This is a genomic window from Citrobacter sp. wls757 (assembly GCF_005280935.1).
Classification (GTDB): domain Bacteria; phylum Pseudomonadota; class Gammaproteobacteria; order Enterobacterales; family Enterobacteriaceae; genus Citrobacter; species Citrobacter portucalensis.
Genome location: NZ_SZWU01000015.1, coordinates 131,716 through 147,739, shown reverse-complemented (window position 1 = coordinate 147,739; position 16,024 = coordinate 131,716). Strand labels below are relative to the sequence as shown.

Below are 16,024 nucleotides of genomic sequence, written 5' to 3'. Positions count from 1 at the left end.
TCTGGCGATTGGCGGCTACAAGCCGGTGGTAGCCATTTACTCGACCTTCCTGCAACGCGCCTACGATCAGGTGCTGCACGATGTAGCCATCCAGAAACTGCCGGTCCTGTTTGCCGTTGACCGGGCAGGGATTGTTGGCGCAGATGGACAAACCCACCAGGGGGCGTTCGATCTATCCTTCCTGCGCTGCATCCCGGAAATGGTCATCATGACCCCGAGTGATGAAAACGAATGCCGCCAGATGCTGTTCACCGGCTATCACTACAACGATGGTCCAACGGTCGTGCGCTACCCACGCGGTAACGCGGTAGGCGTTGAGCTGACCCCGCTGGAACAACTGCCAATTGGTAAAGGCATCGTGAAACGTCACGGGGAAAAAGTGGCGATTCTCAACTTCGGCACCCTGATGCCGGAAGCCGCTCAGGTCGCAGAGTCGCTGAACGCCACGCTGGTCGATATGCGCTTTGTAAAACCACTGGATGAAACGTTGATCCTTGAAATGGCTGCCCAACACGAGGTGCTGGTTACCATTGAAGAGAACGCCATTATGGGTGGTGCTGGCAGCGGCGTAAACGAAGTGCTGATGGCCCATCGTAAGCCCGTCCCGGTACTGAACATTGGCCTACCAGACTTCTTCATCCCGCAGGGAACTCAGGATGAAGCTCGTGCCGATCTGGGTCTGAATGCCGCCGGAATTGAGGCCAAAATCAAGGCCTGGCTGGCATAATCCCCTCCCCGCTCCTGCTATGCTTAATTCATCACGAGCTAAGCAGGAGTGGATTGATGAAATACAACATCTTAGGAAAAACCGACCTACGGGTCTCCCGCCTTTGCCTGGGTTGCATGACATTTGGCGAACCCAATCGCGGCAATCATGCCTGGACGCTACCTGAAGAAAGCAGCCGCCCGATAATCAAACACGCCCTTGAGGGCGGCATTAACTTTTTCGATACCGCCAACAGCTACTCCGCTGGCAGCAGCGAAGAGATTGTCGGCCGCGCACTGCGTGATTTCGCCCGCCGCGAAGATGTCGTGGTCGCTACCAAGGTTTTTCACCAGGTGGATGATTTAGCGGAAGGTTTATCCCGCGCACAAATCCTGCGCTCGATTGATGACAGCCTCAGACGCCTGGGTATGGACTATGTGGACATCCTGCAAATTCACCGCTGGGATTACAACACGCCAATCGAAGAAACGCTGGAGGCTCTAAACGACGTCGTGAAAGCCGGTAAAGCTCGCTATATTGGCGCCTCATCCATGCACGCTTCGCAGTTTGCCCAGGCTCTGGCCTTACAGAAGCAACACGGCTGGGCGCAGTTCGTCAGCATGCAGGATCACTACAACCTAATCTACCGCGAAGAAGAACGCGAAATGCTGCCGCTTTGCTATCAGGAAGGCGTGGCCGTTATCCCATGGAGCCCGCTGGCGCGCGGTCGCCTGACGCGTCCCTGGGGAGAAACAACCGCACGTCTGGTTTCCGATGAAGTCGGTAAAAATTTGTACAACGAGAGCGATGAAAACGACGCGCAAATCGCCGCACGACTGACCGGTGTCAGTGAGGAGTTGGGTGTAACGCGGGCACAGGTTGCGCTGGCCTGGCTGCTGAGCAAACCCGGCGTGGCAGCGCCAATTATTGGTTCTTCACGTGAGGAACAGCTGGATGAGTTGCTCAACGCGGTAGATTTAACGTTGAAGCCGGAGCAAATTGCCGAGCTGGAAACGCCGTACAAACAGCATCCGGTGGTGGGATTTAAATAAGCGTGGTTGTAGATTGTAGGCCGGATAAGCATAGCGCATCCGGCACTGAACGCCCGATGTCGCGGCGCTTATCGGGCCTACAATAGTCCCTGAAAAGGGTTAAATGATACCTACCGGCCAGTGATGACCGATAAAATACAAAATTCCGGCAGAGAGTATTCCGGCCACAATATCGTCGATCATGATCCCCGTCCCGCCATGTACGTTGCGATCGAACCAACGAATCGGCCACGGCTTCCACATATCCAGAATACGGAAAATCACAAATCCGGCGGCAACCCACTGCCAGTCATTGGTCGGCAGCGCCATCAGGGTAATCCACATCCCGACAAACTCGTCCCAGACAATGCTACCATGATCGTGCACGCCCATATCTTTCGCCGTTTGATGGCACAGATAAACGCCGATACAGATAGATAACATCACCACCAGCGAATACAGCTGCCACGGCAGAAAGGTCATTAAATACCAAAAAGGGATCGCCGCCAGCGATCCCATCGTGCCAGGAACAATTGGGCTTAGCCCGCTGCCAAAACCGGTGGCTAACAGGTGCCACGGATTGCGCATACTCAGGCGGCTTTTGGCGACATCTTTTTTAAGGCGCGGCAAAATGGTCATATCCTTTCCAGTCAAACGTGACGGGTTTTCCATCGCGCGTAAAGTGAATGCCTTCCACGTCCGCGCTCATCTGCCCAATACAGGTAAACGCTGCGCCGAGATTTCCCAGCGCCACGTCCAGCGCACCACGATTAATTTCCGGTACGGTAAAGCATAACTCATAATCTTCGCCACCCGCGAGCGCCCAGCGCAGGGCCTGTTCCGGCTCAACGTGCTGTGACAATGCCGTGGAGTATGGCAGCACATCAACGTTAACCCGTGCGCCACAGCCGCTGGCATTGACGATATGCCCAAGATCAGAAATCAGGCCATCGGAGAGATCGATAGCCGCACTGGCCAGATCGCGCAGGGCTTGTCCCTGCAAAATACGCGGCGTGGGACGCAGATGGCGTTGCAGCAGATAGTCCGCGTCTGTTGCATCTGCAACCTGCAATCGGTTCTGCAAAATCGCCAGTCCGGCCGCACTGTCGCCCGGCGTGCCGGTAACATAAATCCAGTCACCCGGTTTCGCGCCAGAGCGTTTTAAGGCCCGCCCAACGGGGACGTAGCCATGGATACCCAGCGTCATCGACAGCGGCCCACGCGTGGTGTCACCGCCAATCAGCTGCATATCATAGTAATTGAGGAGTTCAAACAGGCCATCGCTGAAGGCTTCCAGCCAGGCTTCATCGACGTCAGGTAACGTGAGCGCCAGCGTCAGCCACGCAGGATCCGCCCCCATCGCCGCCAGATCGCTCAAATTCACCGCCAGTGCTTTCCAGGCGAGATCGGTCGGATCAATGTCGGGGAGAAAGTGGTTGCCTGCCACCAGCGTATCGGTACTGATCGCCAGCGTTTGTTTTTCAGGGATGTTCAGAAGTGCGCAGTCGTCACCAATACCGGTTTCGACATCAAGACGAGAAGTTCTTACGCGGTCAAAATAACGGGCAATCAGGGAAAACTCGCCACATGCCATACGTTATGCCTCAGCAGAAAAAAAAGAAAAAGCCGGGGACAGCGGAAACAGGTTCCACCATCCAGCCGGCCTCGGGATTACTTTTTGTTGGGGCGAATCACAGGTGCTGCTTTATCCAGTACGCCGTTCACGAATTTGTGGCTATCTTCAGCGCCGAAGGTTTTTGCCAGTTCAATCGCTTCGTTGATGGCCACTTTGTACGGCACATCACTACGTTTAGACAATTCAAACAGCGCAATACGCAGTACGGCTTTTTCTACCTGACCCAGCTCTTCCAACAGACGAGACAGGTAAGGCTTCATTAATCCATCCAGGTACGCGCTGTTAGTCGCCACCCCGGACAGCAGTTCACGGAAATACAGAACGTCGACATCTTTAACGTCCTGTTCCGCCAGGAACTGGTATTCAACATCAGCGATGTCGTTCTGGGACAACTGCCAGGAGTAGAGCGCCTGGACGGCACACTCACGGGCGCGGCGACGAGCAGCAGGTTTCACGGATTTCCCCTTACAAAAATCAGGCCTTGATGGCTTTCAATACATTAATCATTTCAAGCGCAGTCAGTGCAGCTTCTGCGCCTTTGTTACCGGCTTTAGTGCCAGCACGTTCGATGGCTTGTTCAATACTTTCGGTGGTCAGAACACCGAAGGCTACCGGAATGCCACTGTCCTGAGCGACATGCGCCAGGCCATTGCTTGCACCGCCAGCCACATATTCGAAGTGCGCGGTACCGCCACGGATCACCGTACCGAGCGCAATCACCGCGTCGTATTTACCGGTTTTTGCCAGTGCGTCAGCGGCCAGCGGCAGCTCATATGCACCTGGAACCCAAACAACGGTAATGTTTTCATCTTTAACCTGGCCAATACGTTTCAGGGCGTCGATAGCACCTTCCAGCAGGCTGTCATTGATAAAGTTGTTGAAACGCGCAATGGTGATGGCGACGCGAGCGTCCGGGGTAGCAACGTTAGCTTCAATAATGTTCATATTCTTCCTTCGGGTTCGATTTATGGCCCCGTAAGGGGGGCGGATTTTATCATAATATTCTGTGCGCTGCTTCCTCTAAATCAGAAAGCCTCACGCAGTCGTTAAATGCAGGCAAACGTCCGGGCCCACCTGGCGTATCTCATTGAATTTGAAATGGGGTGCGTCAGCCAGTTTCTCAAGGCCTGGAAGCACACATAATCCTCTCGCATCGCTGCCTAACAGTTTAGGCGCAACATACACGATTAGCTCATCGACCAAACCGGCCTGTAATAATGCCCCGGCGAGCGTTGGGCCTGCTTCAACCCAAATGCTGTTAATTTGCTGTTTGCCCAGTTGCATCATTAGCACCACCAGATCCAGATGCCCGTTATGTTCCGGCACCTTCAGGCTGCGCACCGTCTCCGGCCAGCTACGAGGGTCGTCTTCAGTCCGGACAATCCAGGTTTCTCCAGGCTGTTGCACAATTCGGTGCGCCGGTGTGACCTGATTCTGGCTATCAAGAACAATGCGGATTGGCTGACGCAGCTCTTCCTGCGGGTAACTCGCCTGAGTTGACTCCCCAAGCTCCGACCAACGCACGGTAAGCTGAGGGTCGTCTGCCAGCACCGTAGCACTGCTGGTTAAAATGGCATGGCTTTGCGCGCGCAAGCGTTGCACATCGCGGCGCGCCTGTGGCGAGGTGATCCACTGGCTTTCACCGCTGGCCATCGCTGTACGGCCATCAAGCGACGCGCCAAGCTTAAGCTGAAGATACGGGAATCCCGTACGCATGCGCTTGAGGAAGCCTTTATTCAGTTGCTCAACTTCGCTCATCATCAGCCCGTGGCTGACGTCGATACCCGCCTGCTGCAAACGGTAGAGCCCACGTCCTGCGACCTGCGGATTGGGATCCTGCATCGCCGCAACCACACGCGACACCCCCGCCGCAATCAGCGCATCGCAACACGGCGGCGTGCGACCATGATGACTACAGGGTTCAAGCGTCACGTAGGCAGTTGCCCCCTGCGCTTTTTCTCCGGCCATCCGCAGAGCATGAACTTCGGCATGCGGTTCGCCCGCTCGGTGATGATATCCTTCACCGACGATCTCCCCATCTTTCATAATCACGCAGCCCACGTTGGGGTTGGGGTGAGTGGTAAAACGTCCGCGCGCAGCAAGCTTTAGCGCGCGCGCCATGTACAATTCATCCTGCATGGCTTAGTCCTGTAGGCGAGCAATCTCTTCGCCAAATTCTTTGATGTCTTCGAAACTCCGGTAGACAGAGGCAAAGCGGATGTAGGCGACTTTATCGAGCTTTTTCAACTGCTCCATCACCAGGTTGCCAATCATCTTGCTCGGCACCTCACGCTCGCCCGTCGCACGCAGCTGTGATTTGATATGGTTTAACGCCATTTCGACGTCATCTGCGCTGACAGGCCGTTTCTCAAGCGCTCTGAGCATGCCGCTGCGCAGCTTTTCTTCATTAAAGGGTTCACGCACATCGTTGCTTTTCACAACGCGCGGCATGACAAGTTCAGCCACTTCAAAAGTGGTGAAACGTTCGTTACAAACCAGACACTGCCGACGGCGGCGTACCGAGGAGCCCTCGCCTACAAGACGAGAGTCAATTACCTTAGTGTCTACGGCGAAACAGAATGGGCAATGCATACGGCGTCCTGTACCTCAGTGGTTAACAGAATCTATTTTACCCTGAACTGCCGTGACAACAAAGGCGCTGCGCTTTTGAGACAAAGGATCGATGCCTTCGTGCTCAGTGCACACTACCATTATGCTATCGCGACAATGAAGGAAGTAATCACAATGACAAGACGTTACCTAAGAATTCTCCTGGTGGGAAGTCTCTTTAGTCTTAGTGCCTGCGCACAGCAAAGCGAAGTACGCCAGATGCATCAAAGCGTTAGCACGTTGAATAAAGAGATGACGCAGCTTAATCAGGAAACGGTAAAAATTACACAACAAAATATGTTGAATGCAAAATCAACCAGCGGCGCCTATCTGCTGCCCGGCTCCAAAACCCCGGCACGACTGGACAGCCAGATTGGCACCTTACGCATGTCGCTGGTGAACATTGCACCGAACGCCGATGGTACGCGCCTGACGCTACGAATTCAGGGTGAATCCAACACGCCTTTACCCGCCTTTAGCGCCACCGTCGAGTACGGGCAAATTCAGGGCACCACGGACAACTATCAGGAAGTGAACGTTCATAACCAATTGGTCAACGCTCCGGCGAGTATTCTAGCTCCCAGCGACGTAGACATTCCGTTACAGATGAATGGCCTCACTCCAGATCAGTTAGGATTTGTGCGCATCCACGACGTCCAGCCTGTTAGCCAATAAACTTTTTTGCGGAACGTTTTGTGCGTTCCGCAACATCACTCTGCTTCTTTTTGTTACTCCCCTGACATAACCGATATTTCTGGTAAAACTTGGCAACATTCATGGGAGCCAGTACAATTCGCCGCCTAAAGTACGCAAACGTGAACGCAATCGATTACGTAAATGATAGAACTGTGAAACAAGACATATTTTTGTGAACAATGATTTTTATAATAGGCTCCGAAGAATTACGAAATATTTAGAAACGCAAATTGCGCATTTTTCACTCCCGAAAGGGATTTCAAACAGTGGCATACATATGAAAAAAACATTACTTGCAGCCGGTGCAGTGCTGGCGCTCTCCTCGTCTTTTACTGCCAACGCAGCAGAAAATGACAAACCGCAATATCTGTCCGACTGGTGGCACCAAAGCGTTAACGTGGTGGGTAGCTATCACACCCGTTTCTCCCCGAAACTGAACAACGACGTGTATCTTGAATACGAAGCGTTTGCCAAAAAAGACTGGTTTGACTTCTATGGCTACATCGATATTCCGAAAACCTTCGACTGGGGTAACGGCAACGATAAAGGTATCTGGTCTGACGGTTCCCCGCTGTTTATGGAAATCGAACCGCGTTTCTCCATCGACAAACTGACCGGTGCTGATCTGAGCTTTGGTCCGTTCAAAGAATGGTATTTCGCCAACAACTACATCTACGATATGGGTGATAACAAAGCCAGCCGCCAGAGCACCTGGTACATGGGTCTGGGTACCGATATCGATACCGGTCTGCCGATGGGTCTGTCCCTGAACGTGTATGCTAAATACCAGTGGCAGAACTATGGCGCATCCAACGAAAACGAGTGGGATGGCTACCGTTTCAAAGTTAAATACTTTGTGCCGATCACCCAGGTTTGGGGCGGCCAGTTGACCTACATCGGCTTCACCAACTTCGACTGGGGCTCAGATTTGGGTGATGATCCGAACCGCACCAGCAACTCTATCGCGTCCAGCCACGTCCTGGCGCTGAACTACGATCACTGGCACTACTCCGTCGTAGCGCGTTACTTCCATAACGGCGGCCAGTGGAAAGGTGGAGATACCCTGAACTGGGGCGAAGGCGACTTCAGCGCGAAATCTACCGGTTGGGGTGGTTACCTGGTCGTAGGTTACAATTTCTAATCCAGACAATGTCTCGCAGACAAGCCAGCTTAACCGCTGGCTTTTTTATGGCTGGTCTTCACAGCGTACTTTACGCAAAAAGTCACTTAGCGAGCGATCTGCCGATTCGCGAAAATGCCTGTCGAGTGGCGTAATCTTCAGACATCGATCAACGCGAAAGCAACGATAATCGTCACGCTTCTCGCACCAGCCAACCAGCAGCCAGTGCTCGCCCCAGAAAAATAATCCCAGCGGCTGAACGTCGCGCCAGGAGAGGTTCCCGGACTCATCGCGATAATGCAGCGCCAGCACCTGCTGTGCTGAAACCGCGCGATGTATGAGATCGAAGGCACTGCGTGAATGCGGCTGATTACCAAAATCTGGCGCGAAAATCCGCGTTTGCTCGGCTCTGCGCCGACTCTCTGGCGGCAATATCGCCAACACTTTTTCCTGCGCGGATTCCAACGCCTGTGAGAGTGAATCCCCACCCCATGTTTTCAGCAATCGAATCGCTACCATCAATGCTTCTGATTCGTGATGCGTTAACATCAACGGCGGTAGATCAAACCCGGCCATTAAGCGGTATCCGCTGCCCACTTCGCCTTCAATAGGCACACCGGATAAAGAGAGATCGCGGATATCGCGATAAATCGTCCGTTCAGAAACCTCAAGACGCTCTGCCAGCAGCGCCGCCGTTGTCACTCGCCTGCCACGCAGGATTTGCACAATCTGAAACAAGCGGTCGGCGCGTCTGCTCATTTTAATCCTCAGTGCTGAAAATATTACGCGGGTTGATGTAAACCAACACGATTGCCTTCGCTGTCAGTAAATAGCGCAATCGTACCAATGTCCTGCCCCAGTTCTAGTGGGCCAAACACACACTGACCGCCAGCAGTGGCGACGCGTTCAAGCGTTGCAGCCAAATCGTCCGTATGCAGATAAATAATAGCGCCCTGCGTTGAAGGCGTAATACCGTCAAATTTAGCCAGCGCCCCGCCGGGAGCGGGATCCTGATGCGGAAATACGGCGAGCTCAGCGCAGTCCATGTTCTCCCGGCGCAAAGAAACCTGCATTACTGGCTCATAAAAAGCGATGGCGCGGTCCATTTGTGCCACGGGGATTTCAAACCAATTAATTACGTTGCTCATACTTCCTCCTGCCTGTGTGGGTAATCTCAGGAGGACTATAAGGCAGGGCTACTGACAGCATACTGTCAGTAGTGTGGCGACAGGAAAAGATAATTACCTGTCGCTAATTCACAGGCAAAAAAAATCCCGACCTTGCGATCGGGATTCCAGTATCTTCACTCCAGGATGGGTTAAGGCAGAATCGACGGTTGATCCGCCCCTTCTTTCTCGACCTTCTGCTGCAGCATGTGCTCACGCTTCATACCCAGCTTCAGCGCCAGCGCCGATGCCACGTAGATAGAAGACGCAGTACCGATGGAAACACCGATCAGCATCGTCAGCGAGAAGCCTTCCAGTACCGGACCACCGAACAGGAACAGCATCAGAATAACCATCAACGTTGTACCGGACGTAATCAACGTACGGTGCAGCGTTTGAGTCAGTGACACGTTAAAGATTTCGTAAGGCGTACCGCGACGAATTTTGCGGAAGTTTTCACGAATACGGTCAGATACAACGATACTGTCGTTCAGCGAGTAACCGATTACCGACATCAGTGATGCGACGATAGTCAGGTCAATCTCGATATGGAACAACGACAGGATCCCAAGTGTGATAATCACGTCGTGCGCCAGCGCGATAACTACCCCTGCCGCCAGTCGCCACTCAAAGCGGAAACCGACGTACACCAGGATGGAGATCAACGCCGCCATCAGCGCCATCGCACCGGTTTGCGCCAGGTCTGCACCCACGCTCGGACCCACGAATTCAATTCGCTTCACCGCGGCGTTTTGGTTGGTGGATTCGTTAATCACACTCAACACTTTGCTACCCAGCACCTGACCGCCGTCTGCACCTTCAGTTGGCGGCATACGTACCATAATGTCGTGGCTGCTGCCGAAGTTCTGCAGAAGCGGATCAACGAAGCCCGCTTTCTCCAGCGCATCGCGCATCACGTCCATATCGGCCGGTTTTTCCAGCGTGATTTCAATAACCGTACCACCGGTGAAATCGAGCCCCCAGTTAAACCCGCGTACGCCCATCACCACGATGGCCGCAATCAGCAGGAAACCTGAAATGCCGAAAGCCCAGTAGTCCCAGCGCATAAAGTCCCAGACTTTACGGCCGTGGTTCAATTGTTCAACAGTATATTCCTGTGCCACTTCGCACTCCTCAGATTGACAGCTTTTTGACGCGCTTGCCGCCATACAACAGGTTTACGATGGCACGTGTACCGACAATCGCGGTAAACATCGACGTCGCCACACCAATACCGGTAGTAATCGCGAACCCTTTAATTGCCCCGGTGCCAACTGCGTACAGGATGATGACCTTGATCAGCGTCGTAATGTTCGCATCAAAGATGGAGCTAAATGCGCCCGCATAACCTTCATTGATGGCCTGCTGCACCGAACGCCCGTTACTCAACTCTTCTTTGATACGTTCGTTGATCAGTACGTTCGCATCGACCGCGACGGCAAGGGTTAAGACGATCCCCGCAATCCCCGGCATACTCAGCGTAGCACCCGGCAGCAACGACATAATACCGACAATCAGCACCAGGTTAGCAATCAGCGCACTGGTCGCAATCAGACCGAACTTCTTATAGAAGAAGATCATGAACAGGATAGACACCACCAGACCGGCCAGACATGCTTCCAGACCCTGTTTAATGTTCTGCATACCCAGGGTTGGGCCGATGGTACGTTCTTCAACAATCTGAATCGGCGCAATCAACGCACCGGCACGTAACAGCAGGGAAAGCTGGCGTGCTTCGTTCGGGTTGTTGATACCGGTGATACGGAAGCTGTTACCCAGGCGAGACTGGATATTGGCGATGTTAATCACCTCTTCCTGTTTCACCAGTACTGCACGACCGTTGGCATCTTTCTTACCGCTGTCTTTGTACTCCACGAACAGGGTCGCCATCGGCTTACCGATGTTGTCCTTGGTGAAGTTGGACATGATGTTACCACCTGCGCTATCCAGCGAGATGTTAACCTGCGGCTGATTGTATTCGTCCTGGCTGGAAGTGGAGTCGGTGATATGGTCACCGGTCAGGATCACGCGCTTGTACAGCACAACCGGCTGACCTTCGCGAGATTGTTTCACTTCCGAATCACCCGGTACACGCCCGGATGCCGCAGCAGACTGGTCAACGTTGGTATTTACCAGACGGAATTCCAGCGTCGCGGTTGCGCCCAGAATTTCTTTCGCACGCGCGGTATCCTGAATACCCGGCAGTTCGACCACAATGCGGTCAGCACCCTGACGTTGTACCACCGGCTCAGCAACACCCAGTTGGTTAACACGATTACGCAGAATGTTGATGTTCTGCTGTACCGCGTATTCACGGGCTTCGCTCAGGCGCGCATCGGTCATTACCGCACGCAGAGCATTGCTGCCCTGGCTGGAAATAACCAGATCCTGGTGACGTTTGCTCAGGTAAGAGATAGCTTCATCACGGGCGCTGCTATCACGGAAAGTGATGCTCAGACCGTAGTTATCTTCTTTGCGAACGGTAGTATAAGGAATGCCTTTTTCACGCAGATCGCTGCGCAGGCTATCGATATTTTGTTCCTGCAACTTACTCAGCGCGGTGTCCATATCCACTTCCATCAGGAAGTGAACGCCGCCACGCAGGTCAAGACCGAGTTTCATCGGTTCTGCGTGAATGGCAGCCAGCCAGCGCGGGGTTGCCGGAGCAAGGTTAAGCGCCACGACGTACTGATCGCCCAGTACGCCCATTAATACTTCACGTGCGCGCAGTTGGGTATCAGTGGAGTCGAAGCGCGCGAGAATAGCACCCTCTTCCAGAGCCACAGACTTAGGTGTGATTTTATCTTCTTGTAACGTTTTCTGGACCTGGATCAGCGTTTGCTCACTGGCGGCGGCACCGCGCACGCCAGTGATTTGAACAGCCGGATCCTCACCATACAGGTTGGGAAGCGCATAGAGCAGACCGACGACAATAACGACGATCAGCATGACATACTTCCACAAAGGATAACGGTTTAACACGGCAGTTCCCTTTGGGAAAACAATAAATTACAGCGCCTTCATGGTGCCTTTCGGCAGAACGGCAGCTACGAAATCACGTTTGATAACCACTTCAGTGGTGTCGTTCAGCGCGATAGCGATGTAGCCAGATTCTGCTACTTTAGTCACGCGACCCACCAGACCACCGTTAGTCAGTACTTCATCGCCTTTCGCAATGGAGTTCATCAGGTTCTTGTGTTCTTTGGTACGCTTTTGCTGTGGGCGCAGGATCATGAAATAGAAAATCAGACCAAACACCACCAGCATCAGAATCAGAGACATCGGGCTGCCCTGCGCCGGAGCACCTGTTGCCGCTACCGCATCAGAAATAAAAAAGCTCATTCAAATTCCCTCATTATTAAAATTAATCAACGTTCACAGGTGGAACTGGTCTACCCTGACGTTGGTAAAAATCGGTCACGAAGCTCTCTAATTTACCCTCTTCAATAGCCTTGCGTAAACCCGCCATCAAACGCTGGTAGTAGCGAAGGTTATGAATCGTGTTGAGTCGCGCGCCCAATATTTCGTTGCAACGGTCGAGATGATGCAAGTAAGCGCGCGAATAATTGCGACAGGTGTAGCAATCACACTCAGCATCGAGCGGACTGGTGTCGCTTTTATGTTTCGCGTTACGAATTTTTACCACGCCGTCAGTCACAAACAAATGACCATTACGGGCATTTCGCGTTGGCATCACGCAGTCAAACATATCGATACCGCGACGCACGCCTTCAACCAGATCTTCTGGTTTGCCGACGCCCATCAGGTAACGCGGTTTATCTGCCGGAATCTGCGGGCAAACATGTTCCAGAATGCGGTGCATATCTTCCTTCGGCTCACCGACAGCCAAACCGCCGACAGCGTAGCCATCAAAGCCGATATCTACCAGACCTTTGACGGAGATATCACGTAAATCTTCGTAAACACTGCCCTGAATGATGCCAAAAAGCGCATTTTTGTTGCCGAGACTATCAAAACGGTCACGGCTGCGCTTCGCCCAACGCAAAGACATCTCCATTGAGCGTTTAGCATAGTCCCAGTCGGCCGGATACGGTGTACATTCATCGAAGATCATCACGATATCGGAACCGAGATCGTATTGAATCTCCATCGACTTCTCTGGATCGAGGAAAATCGGATCGCCGTTGATCGGGTTACGGAAATGCACGCCCTGCTCGGTTATCTTACGGATATCGCCCAGGCTGAACACCTGGAAGCCGCCGGAGTCGGTGAGGATCGGCCCTTTCCACTGCATGAAATCGTGCAGATCGCCGTGCAGTTTCATGATTTCCTGACCCGGGCGCAGCCACAGGTGGAAAGTGTTGCCGAGGATAATCTGTGCGCCGGTCGCTTCAACTTCTTCCGGCGTCATGCCTTTTACTGTGCCGTAAGTACCGACCGGCATAAAAGCAGGCGTTTCTACTACGCCACGATCAAAAACCAGGCGGCCGCGGCGAGCGCGACCGTCTGTGGTATCCAGTTCAAATTTCATCTTCACTCCTGCGTCAGAAAAACAGTCCGACGTTTTAAACACTCATGCCGGAGACTTACTCCCCGACACGCTCAGAAATAGCCTGCGGATTGTACGTGATAAACATGGCATCCCCGTAACTAAAAAAGCGATATTCCGCTTTTACCGCTTCATGATAGGCGTGCATGGTGTTTTTATAACCAGCAAATGCGGAAACCAGCATAATCAGCGTTGATTCCGGCAGGTGGAAGTTGGTGACCAGAGCATCAATCACCTGATATTTATAGCCTGGATAAATAAAGATTTGTGTATCGCCGAAGAACGGCTCGATGAGATCGTTTTTGGCCGCCTGCGCCGCACTTTCCAGCGAACGCACGGAGGTGGTACCTACCGCAATCACGCGATTACCGCGCGCTTTCGCCGCCAGCACCGCGTCCACCACATCCTGCGGCACTTCCGCATATTCGGAATGCATAATGTGGTCTTCGATGGTGTCTACGCGCACCGGCTGGAAAGTACCAGCTCCAACGTGCAGGGTGACGAACGCCATTTCAATGCCTTTATCGCGCAGTTTAGCCAGCAGCGGATCGTCAAAATGCAGACCCGCGGTCGGCGCAGCGACGGCACCCGGTTTTTCGCTGTACACGGTCTGGTACAGCTCGCGGTCGGCGTCTTCATCCGGACGGTCGATATACGGAGGCAACGGCATATGGCCGATGGCGTTGAGGATATCCAGCACGCTGCGTTCGTCGTTAAACTCAACTTCAAACAGCGCGTCATGGCGGGCGACCATCGTCGCTTTAATACTTTCGTCGTCGCCCAACAGCAGCTCGGCACCCGGTTTCGGCGCTTTCGAGGCACGAATATGCGCCAGAATACGTTTGTCATCCAGCATACGTTCGACCAGCACTTCAATCTTGCCGCCGCTGGCTTTACGACCAAACAGACGCGCAGGAATGACGCGGGTGTTGTTAAAGACCAGCAAGTCTCCAGGGTTGAGCTTATCGAGCAAATCGGTGAAAGTACCGTGCGTCAGCGCGCCCGTCGGCCCGTCCAAAGACAGCAAGCGGCAGCTACTGCGCTCAGCTTGCGGATAGTGGGCAATCAGGGATTCGGGTAGTTCAAAGGTGAAATCGGTAACGCGCATGACACTGACTCAGACTAAAATAAGAGGCGGGTAGTCTAGTGCCGGGGCGTTCTCCCTGCAACCTTTACCCCTCTGGATAAACGTTTAACTATGAATTTTCTTGCACATTTGCATCTCGCTCACCTTGCCGATAGCTCGCTTTCCGGCAATCTGCTGGCCGATTTTGTCCGGGGTAATCCGGAAACGCACTACTCGCCTGATGTGGTAGCAGGCATCTTCATGCATCGTCGTATCGACGTGATGACCGATAACTTACCGCAGGTGCGTGAAGCCAAAGAGTGGTTTCGTAGCGAAACGCGCCGCGTCGCGCCGATTACGCTGGACGTTATGTGGGATCATTTTCTGTCGCGCCATTGGTCGGAAATCTCCCCTGACTTCCCGCTGACGGACTTTGTGCGCTATGCCCGTACCCAGGTAACCACTATTTTGCCGGAATCGCCGCCGCGCTTTATCAATCTGAACAACTATATATGGTCAGAGAAATGGCTTGAGCGCTACCGGGACATGGATTTTATCCAGAACGTCCTGAACGGCATGGCCAGCCGCCGTCCACGGCTCGATGCCCTACGCGACTCATGGTATGACCTCGATACGCATTACGATGCGTTAGAAGAACGATTCTGGCAGTTTTATCCGCAAATGATGGAACAGGCGCGGTGTAAAACCCTTTGATCGCAGCCCGCATTCCCCGCCGGATAAGCAGTAGCCGCCATCCGGCAAAAGATTGATAGACAAAACCTGTCTCATTGATTGCCAGCGCCTCTTTGTCTTATTCCCGAACACTCTCTATACTGGCCCGCGTTGCGTTCCAAAAACCCCTTAACATTGCAGGAGAATTATATGGTACTGGTAACTCGTCAGGCTCCGGATTTCACAGCAGCTGCGGTACTGGGTAGCGGTGAGATCGTTGAAAACTTCAACTTCAAACAGCATACCAACGGTAAAACCACCGTTCTGTTCTTCTGGCCGATGGACTTCACCTTCGTTTGCCCGTCTGAACTGATTGCATTCGACAAACGTTACGAAGAATTCCAGAAGCGCGGCGTTGAAGTTGTTGGCGTTTCCTTCGACTCTGAATTTGTCCACAACGCATGGCGTAACACCCCTGTCGACAAAGGCGGCATCGGTGCAGTGAAATACGCAATGGTTGCTGACATCAAACGCGAAATCCAGAAAGCCTACGGCATCGAGCACCCGGAAGCGGGCGTAGCGCTGCGCGGTTCTTTCCTGATCGACGCTAACGGCGTTGTTCGCCACCAGGTGGTTAACGATCTGCCGCTGGGTCGTAACATCGACGAAATGCTGCGCATGGTTGACGCGCTGCAGTTCCACGAAGAGCACGGTGACGTTTGCCCGGCACAGTGGGAAAAAGGTAAAGAAGGTATGAACGCGTCTCCGGACGGCGTGGCAAAATACCTGACCGAGAACGTTTCCAGCCTGT

19 protein-coding genes are annotated in these 16,024 nt (G+C 53.2%); 6 read left to right on the top strand and 13 right to left on the bottom strand.

Annotated elements, in window-relative coordinates; translation table 11 throughout:
- Nucleotides 1-727 (top strand): transketolase C-terminal domain-containing protein (locus tag FDW94_RS23765; RefSeq protein ID WP_283205062.1); only part of this gene is annotated, 727 nt, incomplete at its 5' end.
- 56 nt (nucleotides 728-783) lie between these two features.
- Nucleotides 784-1,758: a 1-deoxyxylulose-5-phosphate synthase YajO gene (gene yajO / locus FDW94_RS02515; RefSeq protein WP_008783931.1), complete on the top strand. Its 975-nt coding sequence runs from the start codon at nucleotides 784-786 to the stop codon at nucleotides 1,756-1,758.
- A gap of 99 nt (nucleotides 1,759-1,857) precedes the next feature.
- Here the strand turns inward: yajO and pgpA are convergent, their stop codons facing one another.
- The 6 genes from pgpA to nrdR form a co-directional block, all read right to left on the bottom strand.
- On the bottom strand, nucleotides 1,858-2,376 hold the full coding sequence (pgpA, locus tag FDW94_RS02510) for a phosphatidylglycerophosphatase A (protein WP_003021578.1): 519 nt from the start codon (nucleotides 2,374-2,376) through the stop codon (nucleotides 1,858-1,860).
- On the bottom strand, nucleotides 2,354-3,331 hold the full coding sequence (thiL, locus tag FDW94_RS02505; RefSeq protein ID WP_111465991.1) for a thiamine-phosphate kinase: 978 nt from the start codon (nucleotides 3,329-3,331) through the stop codon (nucleotides 2,354-2,356). The genes pgpA and thiL overlap by 23 nt, the downstream gene beginning before the upstream one ends.
- A 77-nt stretch (nucleotides 3,332-3,408) precedes the next feature.
- A complete protein-coding gene (nusB, locus tag FDW94_RS02500; protein ID WP_000801129.1) occupies nucleotides 3,409-3,828 on the bottom strand; it encodes a transcription antitermination factor NusB in 420 nt (139 codons plus the stop codon).
- A gap of 19 nt (nucleotides 3,829-3,847) precedes the next feature.
- Nucleotides 3,848-4,318, bottom strand: coding sequence for a 6,7-dimethyl-8-ribityllumazine synthase (gene ribE / locus FDW94_RS02495; RefSeq protein WP_003021575.1), 471 nt, complete (start codon nucleotides 4,316-4,318; stop codon nucleotides 3,848-3,850).
- A gap of 90 nt (nucleotides 4,319-4,408) precedes the next feature.
- Nucleotides 4,409-5,512, bottom strand: coding sequence for a bifunctional diaminohydroxyphosphoribosylaminopyrimidine deaminase/5-amino-6-(5-phosphoribosylamino)uracil reductase RibD (gene ribD, locus FDW94_RS02490; protein ID WP_137377085.1), 1,104 nt, complete (start codon nucleotides 5,510-5,512; stop codon nucleotides 4,409-4,411).
- Nucleotides 5,513-5,515: 3 nt separating this feature from the next.
- The gene (gene nrdR / locus FDW94_RS02485; protein ID WP_003021571.1) at nucleotides 5,516-5,965 is read right to left on the bottom strand and encodes a transcriptional regulator NrdR; all 450 of its coding nucleotides are present in this window, start codon (nucleotides 5,963-5,965) and stop codon (nucleotides 5,516-5,518) included.
- Nucleotides 5,966-6,118: 153 nt separating this feature from the next.
- On the opposite strand from nrdR, the gene FDW94_RS02480 reads away from it, so the two are divergent.
- A complete protein-coding gene (locus tag FDW94_RS02480; RefSeq protein WP_032944319.1) occupies nucleotides 6,119-6,658 on the top strand; it encodes a DUF3251 domain-containing protein in 540 nt (179 codons plus the stop codon).
- 298 nt (nucleotides 6,659-6,956) lie between these two features.
- A complete protein-coding gene (locus tag FDW94_RS02475; RefSeq protein WP_003021561.1) occupies nucleotides 6,957-7,820 on the top strand; it encodes a nucleoside-specific channel-forming protein Tsx in 864 nt (287 codons plus the stop codon).
- Nucleotides 7,821-7,865: 45 nt separating this feature from the next.
- On the opposite strand, the gene FDW94_RS02470 is transcribed toward FDW94_RS02475, so the two are convergent.
- From FDW94_RS02470 to queA, 7 genes are all read right to left on the bottom strand, one after another.
- On the bottom strand, nucleotides 7,866-8,558 hold the full coding sequence (locus FDW94_RS02470) for a YafY family protein (protein WP_032942528.1): 693 nt from the start codon (nucleotides 8,556-8,558) through the stop codon (nucleotides 7,866-7,868).
- Nucleotides 8,559-8,581: 23 nt separating this feature from the next.
- Entirely contained in the window at nucleotides 8,582-8,947 is a 366-nt protein-coding gene (locus tag FDW94_RS02465) for a VOC family protein (protein WP_008783926.1), read from the bottom strand.
- Nucleotides 8,948-9,117: 170 nt separating this feature from the next.
- The gene (secF, locus tag FDW94_RS02460; protein WP_003021550.1) at nucleotides 9,118-10,089 is read right to left on the bottom strand and encodes a protein translocase subunit SecF; all 972 of its coding nucleotides are present in this window, start codon (nucleotides 10,087-10,089) and stop codon (nucleotides 9,118-9,120) included.
- Nucleotides 10,090-10,099: 10 nt separating this feature from the next.
- On the bottom strand, nucleotides 10,100-11,947 hold the full coding sequence (secD, locus tag FDW94_RS02455; RefSeq protein WP_003021547.1) for a protein translocase subunit SecD: 1,848 nt from the start codon (nucleotides 11,945-11,947) through the stop codon (nucleotides 10,100-10,102).
- Nucleotides 11,948-11,974: 27 nt separating this feature from the next.
- Nucleotides 11,975-12,307 carry a preprotein translocase subunit YajC gene (yajC, locus tag FDW94_RS02450; RefSeq protein WP_003021544.1) on the bottom strand — a complete coding sequence of 111 codons (333 nt, stop codon included), beginning with the start codon at nucleotides 12,305-12,307 and terminating at the stop codon, nucleotides 11,975-11,977.
- A 22-nt stretch (nucleotides 12,308-12,329) separates the two neighbouring features.
- Entirely contained in the window at nucleotides 12,330-13,457 is a 1,128-nt protein-coding gene (gene tgt / locus FDW94_RS02445) for a tRNA guanosine(34) transglycosylase Tgt (RefSeq protein WP_003021535.1), read from the bottom strand.
- Nucleotides 13,458-13,512: 55 nt separating this feature from the next.
- Complete coding sequence (gene queA / locus FDW94_RS02440; protein ID WP_003021529.1) at nucleotides 13,513-14,583, bottom strand: tRNA preQ1(34) S-adenosylmethionine ribosyltransferase-isomerase QueA; 1,071 nt, start codon at nucleotides 14,581-14,583, stop codon at nucleotides 13,513-13,515.
- 90 nt (nucleotides 14,584-14,673) lie between these two features.
- Here queA and acpH point away from each other — a divergent pair, with 90 nt between their 5' ends.
- Both acpH and FDW94_RS02430 read left to right on the top strand, forming a co-directional pair.
- Nucleotides 14,674-15,255 (top strand): ACP phosphodiesterase, encoded by a 582-nt coding sequence (gene acpH / locus FDW94_RS02435; RefSeq protein WP_003830978.1) that lies wholly within the window; start codon nucleotides 14,674-14,676, stop codon nucleotides 15,253-15,255.
- A 168-nt stretch (nucleotides 15,256-15,423) separates the two neighbouring features.
- On the top strand, nucleotides 15,424-16,024 hold a 601-nt coding region (locus tag FDW94_RS02430), incomplete at its 3' end, for a peroxiredoxin (protein WP_003021524.1).

Excerpts from the sequence above, each read along its gene's own strand:
- yajO (WP_008783931.1), top strand. The coding sequence starts at position 784 with ATGAAATACAACATCTTAGGAAAAACCGACCTACGGGTCTCCCGCCTT.
- pgpA (WP_003021578.1), bottom strand. The coding sequence starts at position 2,376 with ATGACCATTTTGCCGCGCCTTAAAAAAGATGTCGCCAAAAGCCGCCTG.
- thiL (WP_111465991.1), bottom strand. The coding sequence starts at position 3,331 with ATGGCATGTGGCGAGTTTTCCCTGATTGCCCGTTATTTTGACCGCGTA.
- ribE (WP_003021575.1), bottom strand. The coding sequence starts at position 4,318 with ATGAACATTATTGAAGCTAACGTTGCTACCCCGGACGCTCGCGTCGCC.
- ribD (WP_137377085.1), bottom strand. The coding sequence starts at position 5,512 with ATGCAGGATGAATTGTACATGGCGCGCGCGCTAAAGCTTGCTGCGCGC.
- nrdR (WP_003021571.1), bottom strand. The coding sequence starts at position 5,965 with ATGCATTGCCCATTCTGTTTCGCCGTAGACACTAAGGTAATTGACTCT.
- FDW94_RS02480 (WP_032944319.1), top strand. The coding sequence starts at position 6,119 with ATGACAAGACGTTACCTAAGAATTCTCCTGGTGGGAAGTCTCTTTAGT.
- FDW94_RS02475 (WP_003021561.1), top strand. The coding sequence starts at position 6,957 with ATGAAAAAAACATTACTTGCAGCCGGTGCAGTGCTGGCGCTCTCCTCG.
- FDW94_RS02470 (WP_032942528.1), bottom strand. The coding sequence starts at position 8,558 with ATGAGCAGACGCGCCGACCGCTTGTTTCAGATTGTGCAAATCCTGCGT.
- FDW94_RS02465 (WP_008783926.1), bottom strand. The coding sequence starts at position 8,947 with ATGAGCAACGTAATTAATTGGTTTGAAATCCCCGTGGCACAAATGGAC.
- yajC (WP_003021544.1), bottom strand. The coding sequence starts at position 12,307 with ATGAGCTTTTTTATTTCTGATGCGGTAGCGGCAACAGGTGCTCCGGCG.
- tgt (WP_003021535.1), bottom strand. The coding sequence starts at position 13,457 with ATGAAATTTGAACTGGATACCACAGACGGTCGCGCTCGCCGCGGCCGC.
- queA (WP_003021529.1), bottom strand. The coding sequence starts at position 14,583 with ATGCGCGTTACCGATTTCACCTTTGAACTACCCGAATCCCTGATTGCC.
- acpH (WP_003830978.1), top strand. The coding sequence starts at position 14,674 with ATGAATTTTCTTGCACATTTGCATCTCGCTCACCTTGCCGATAGCTCG.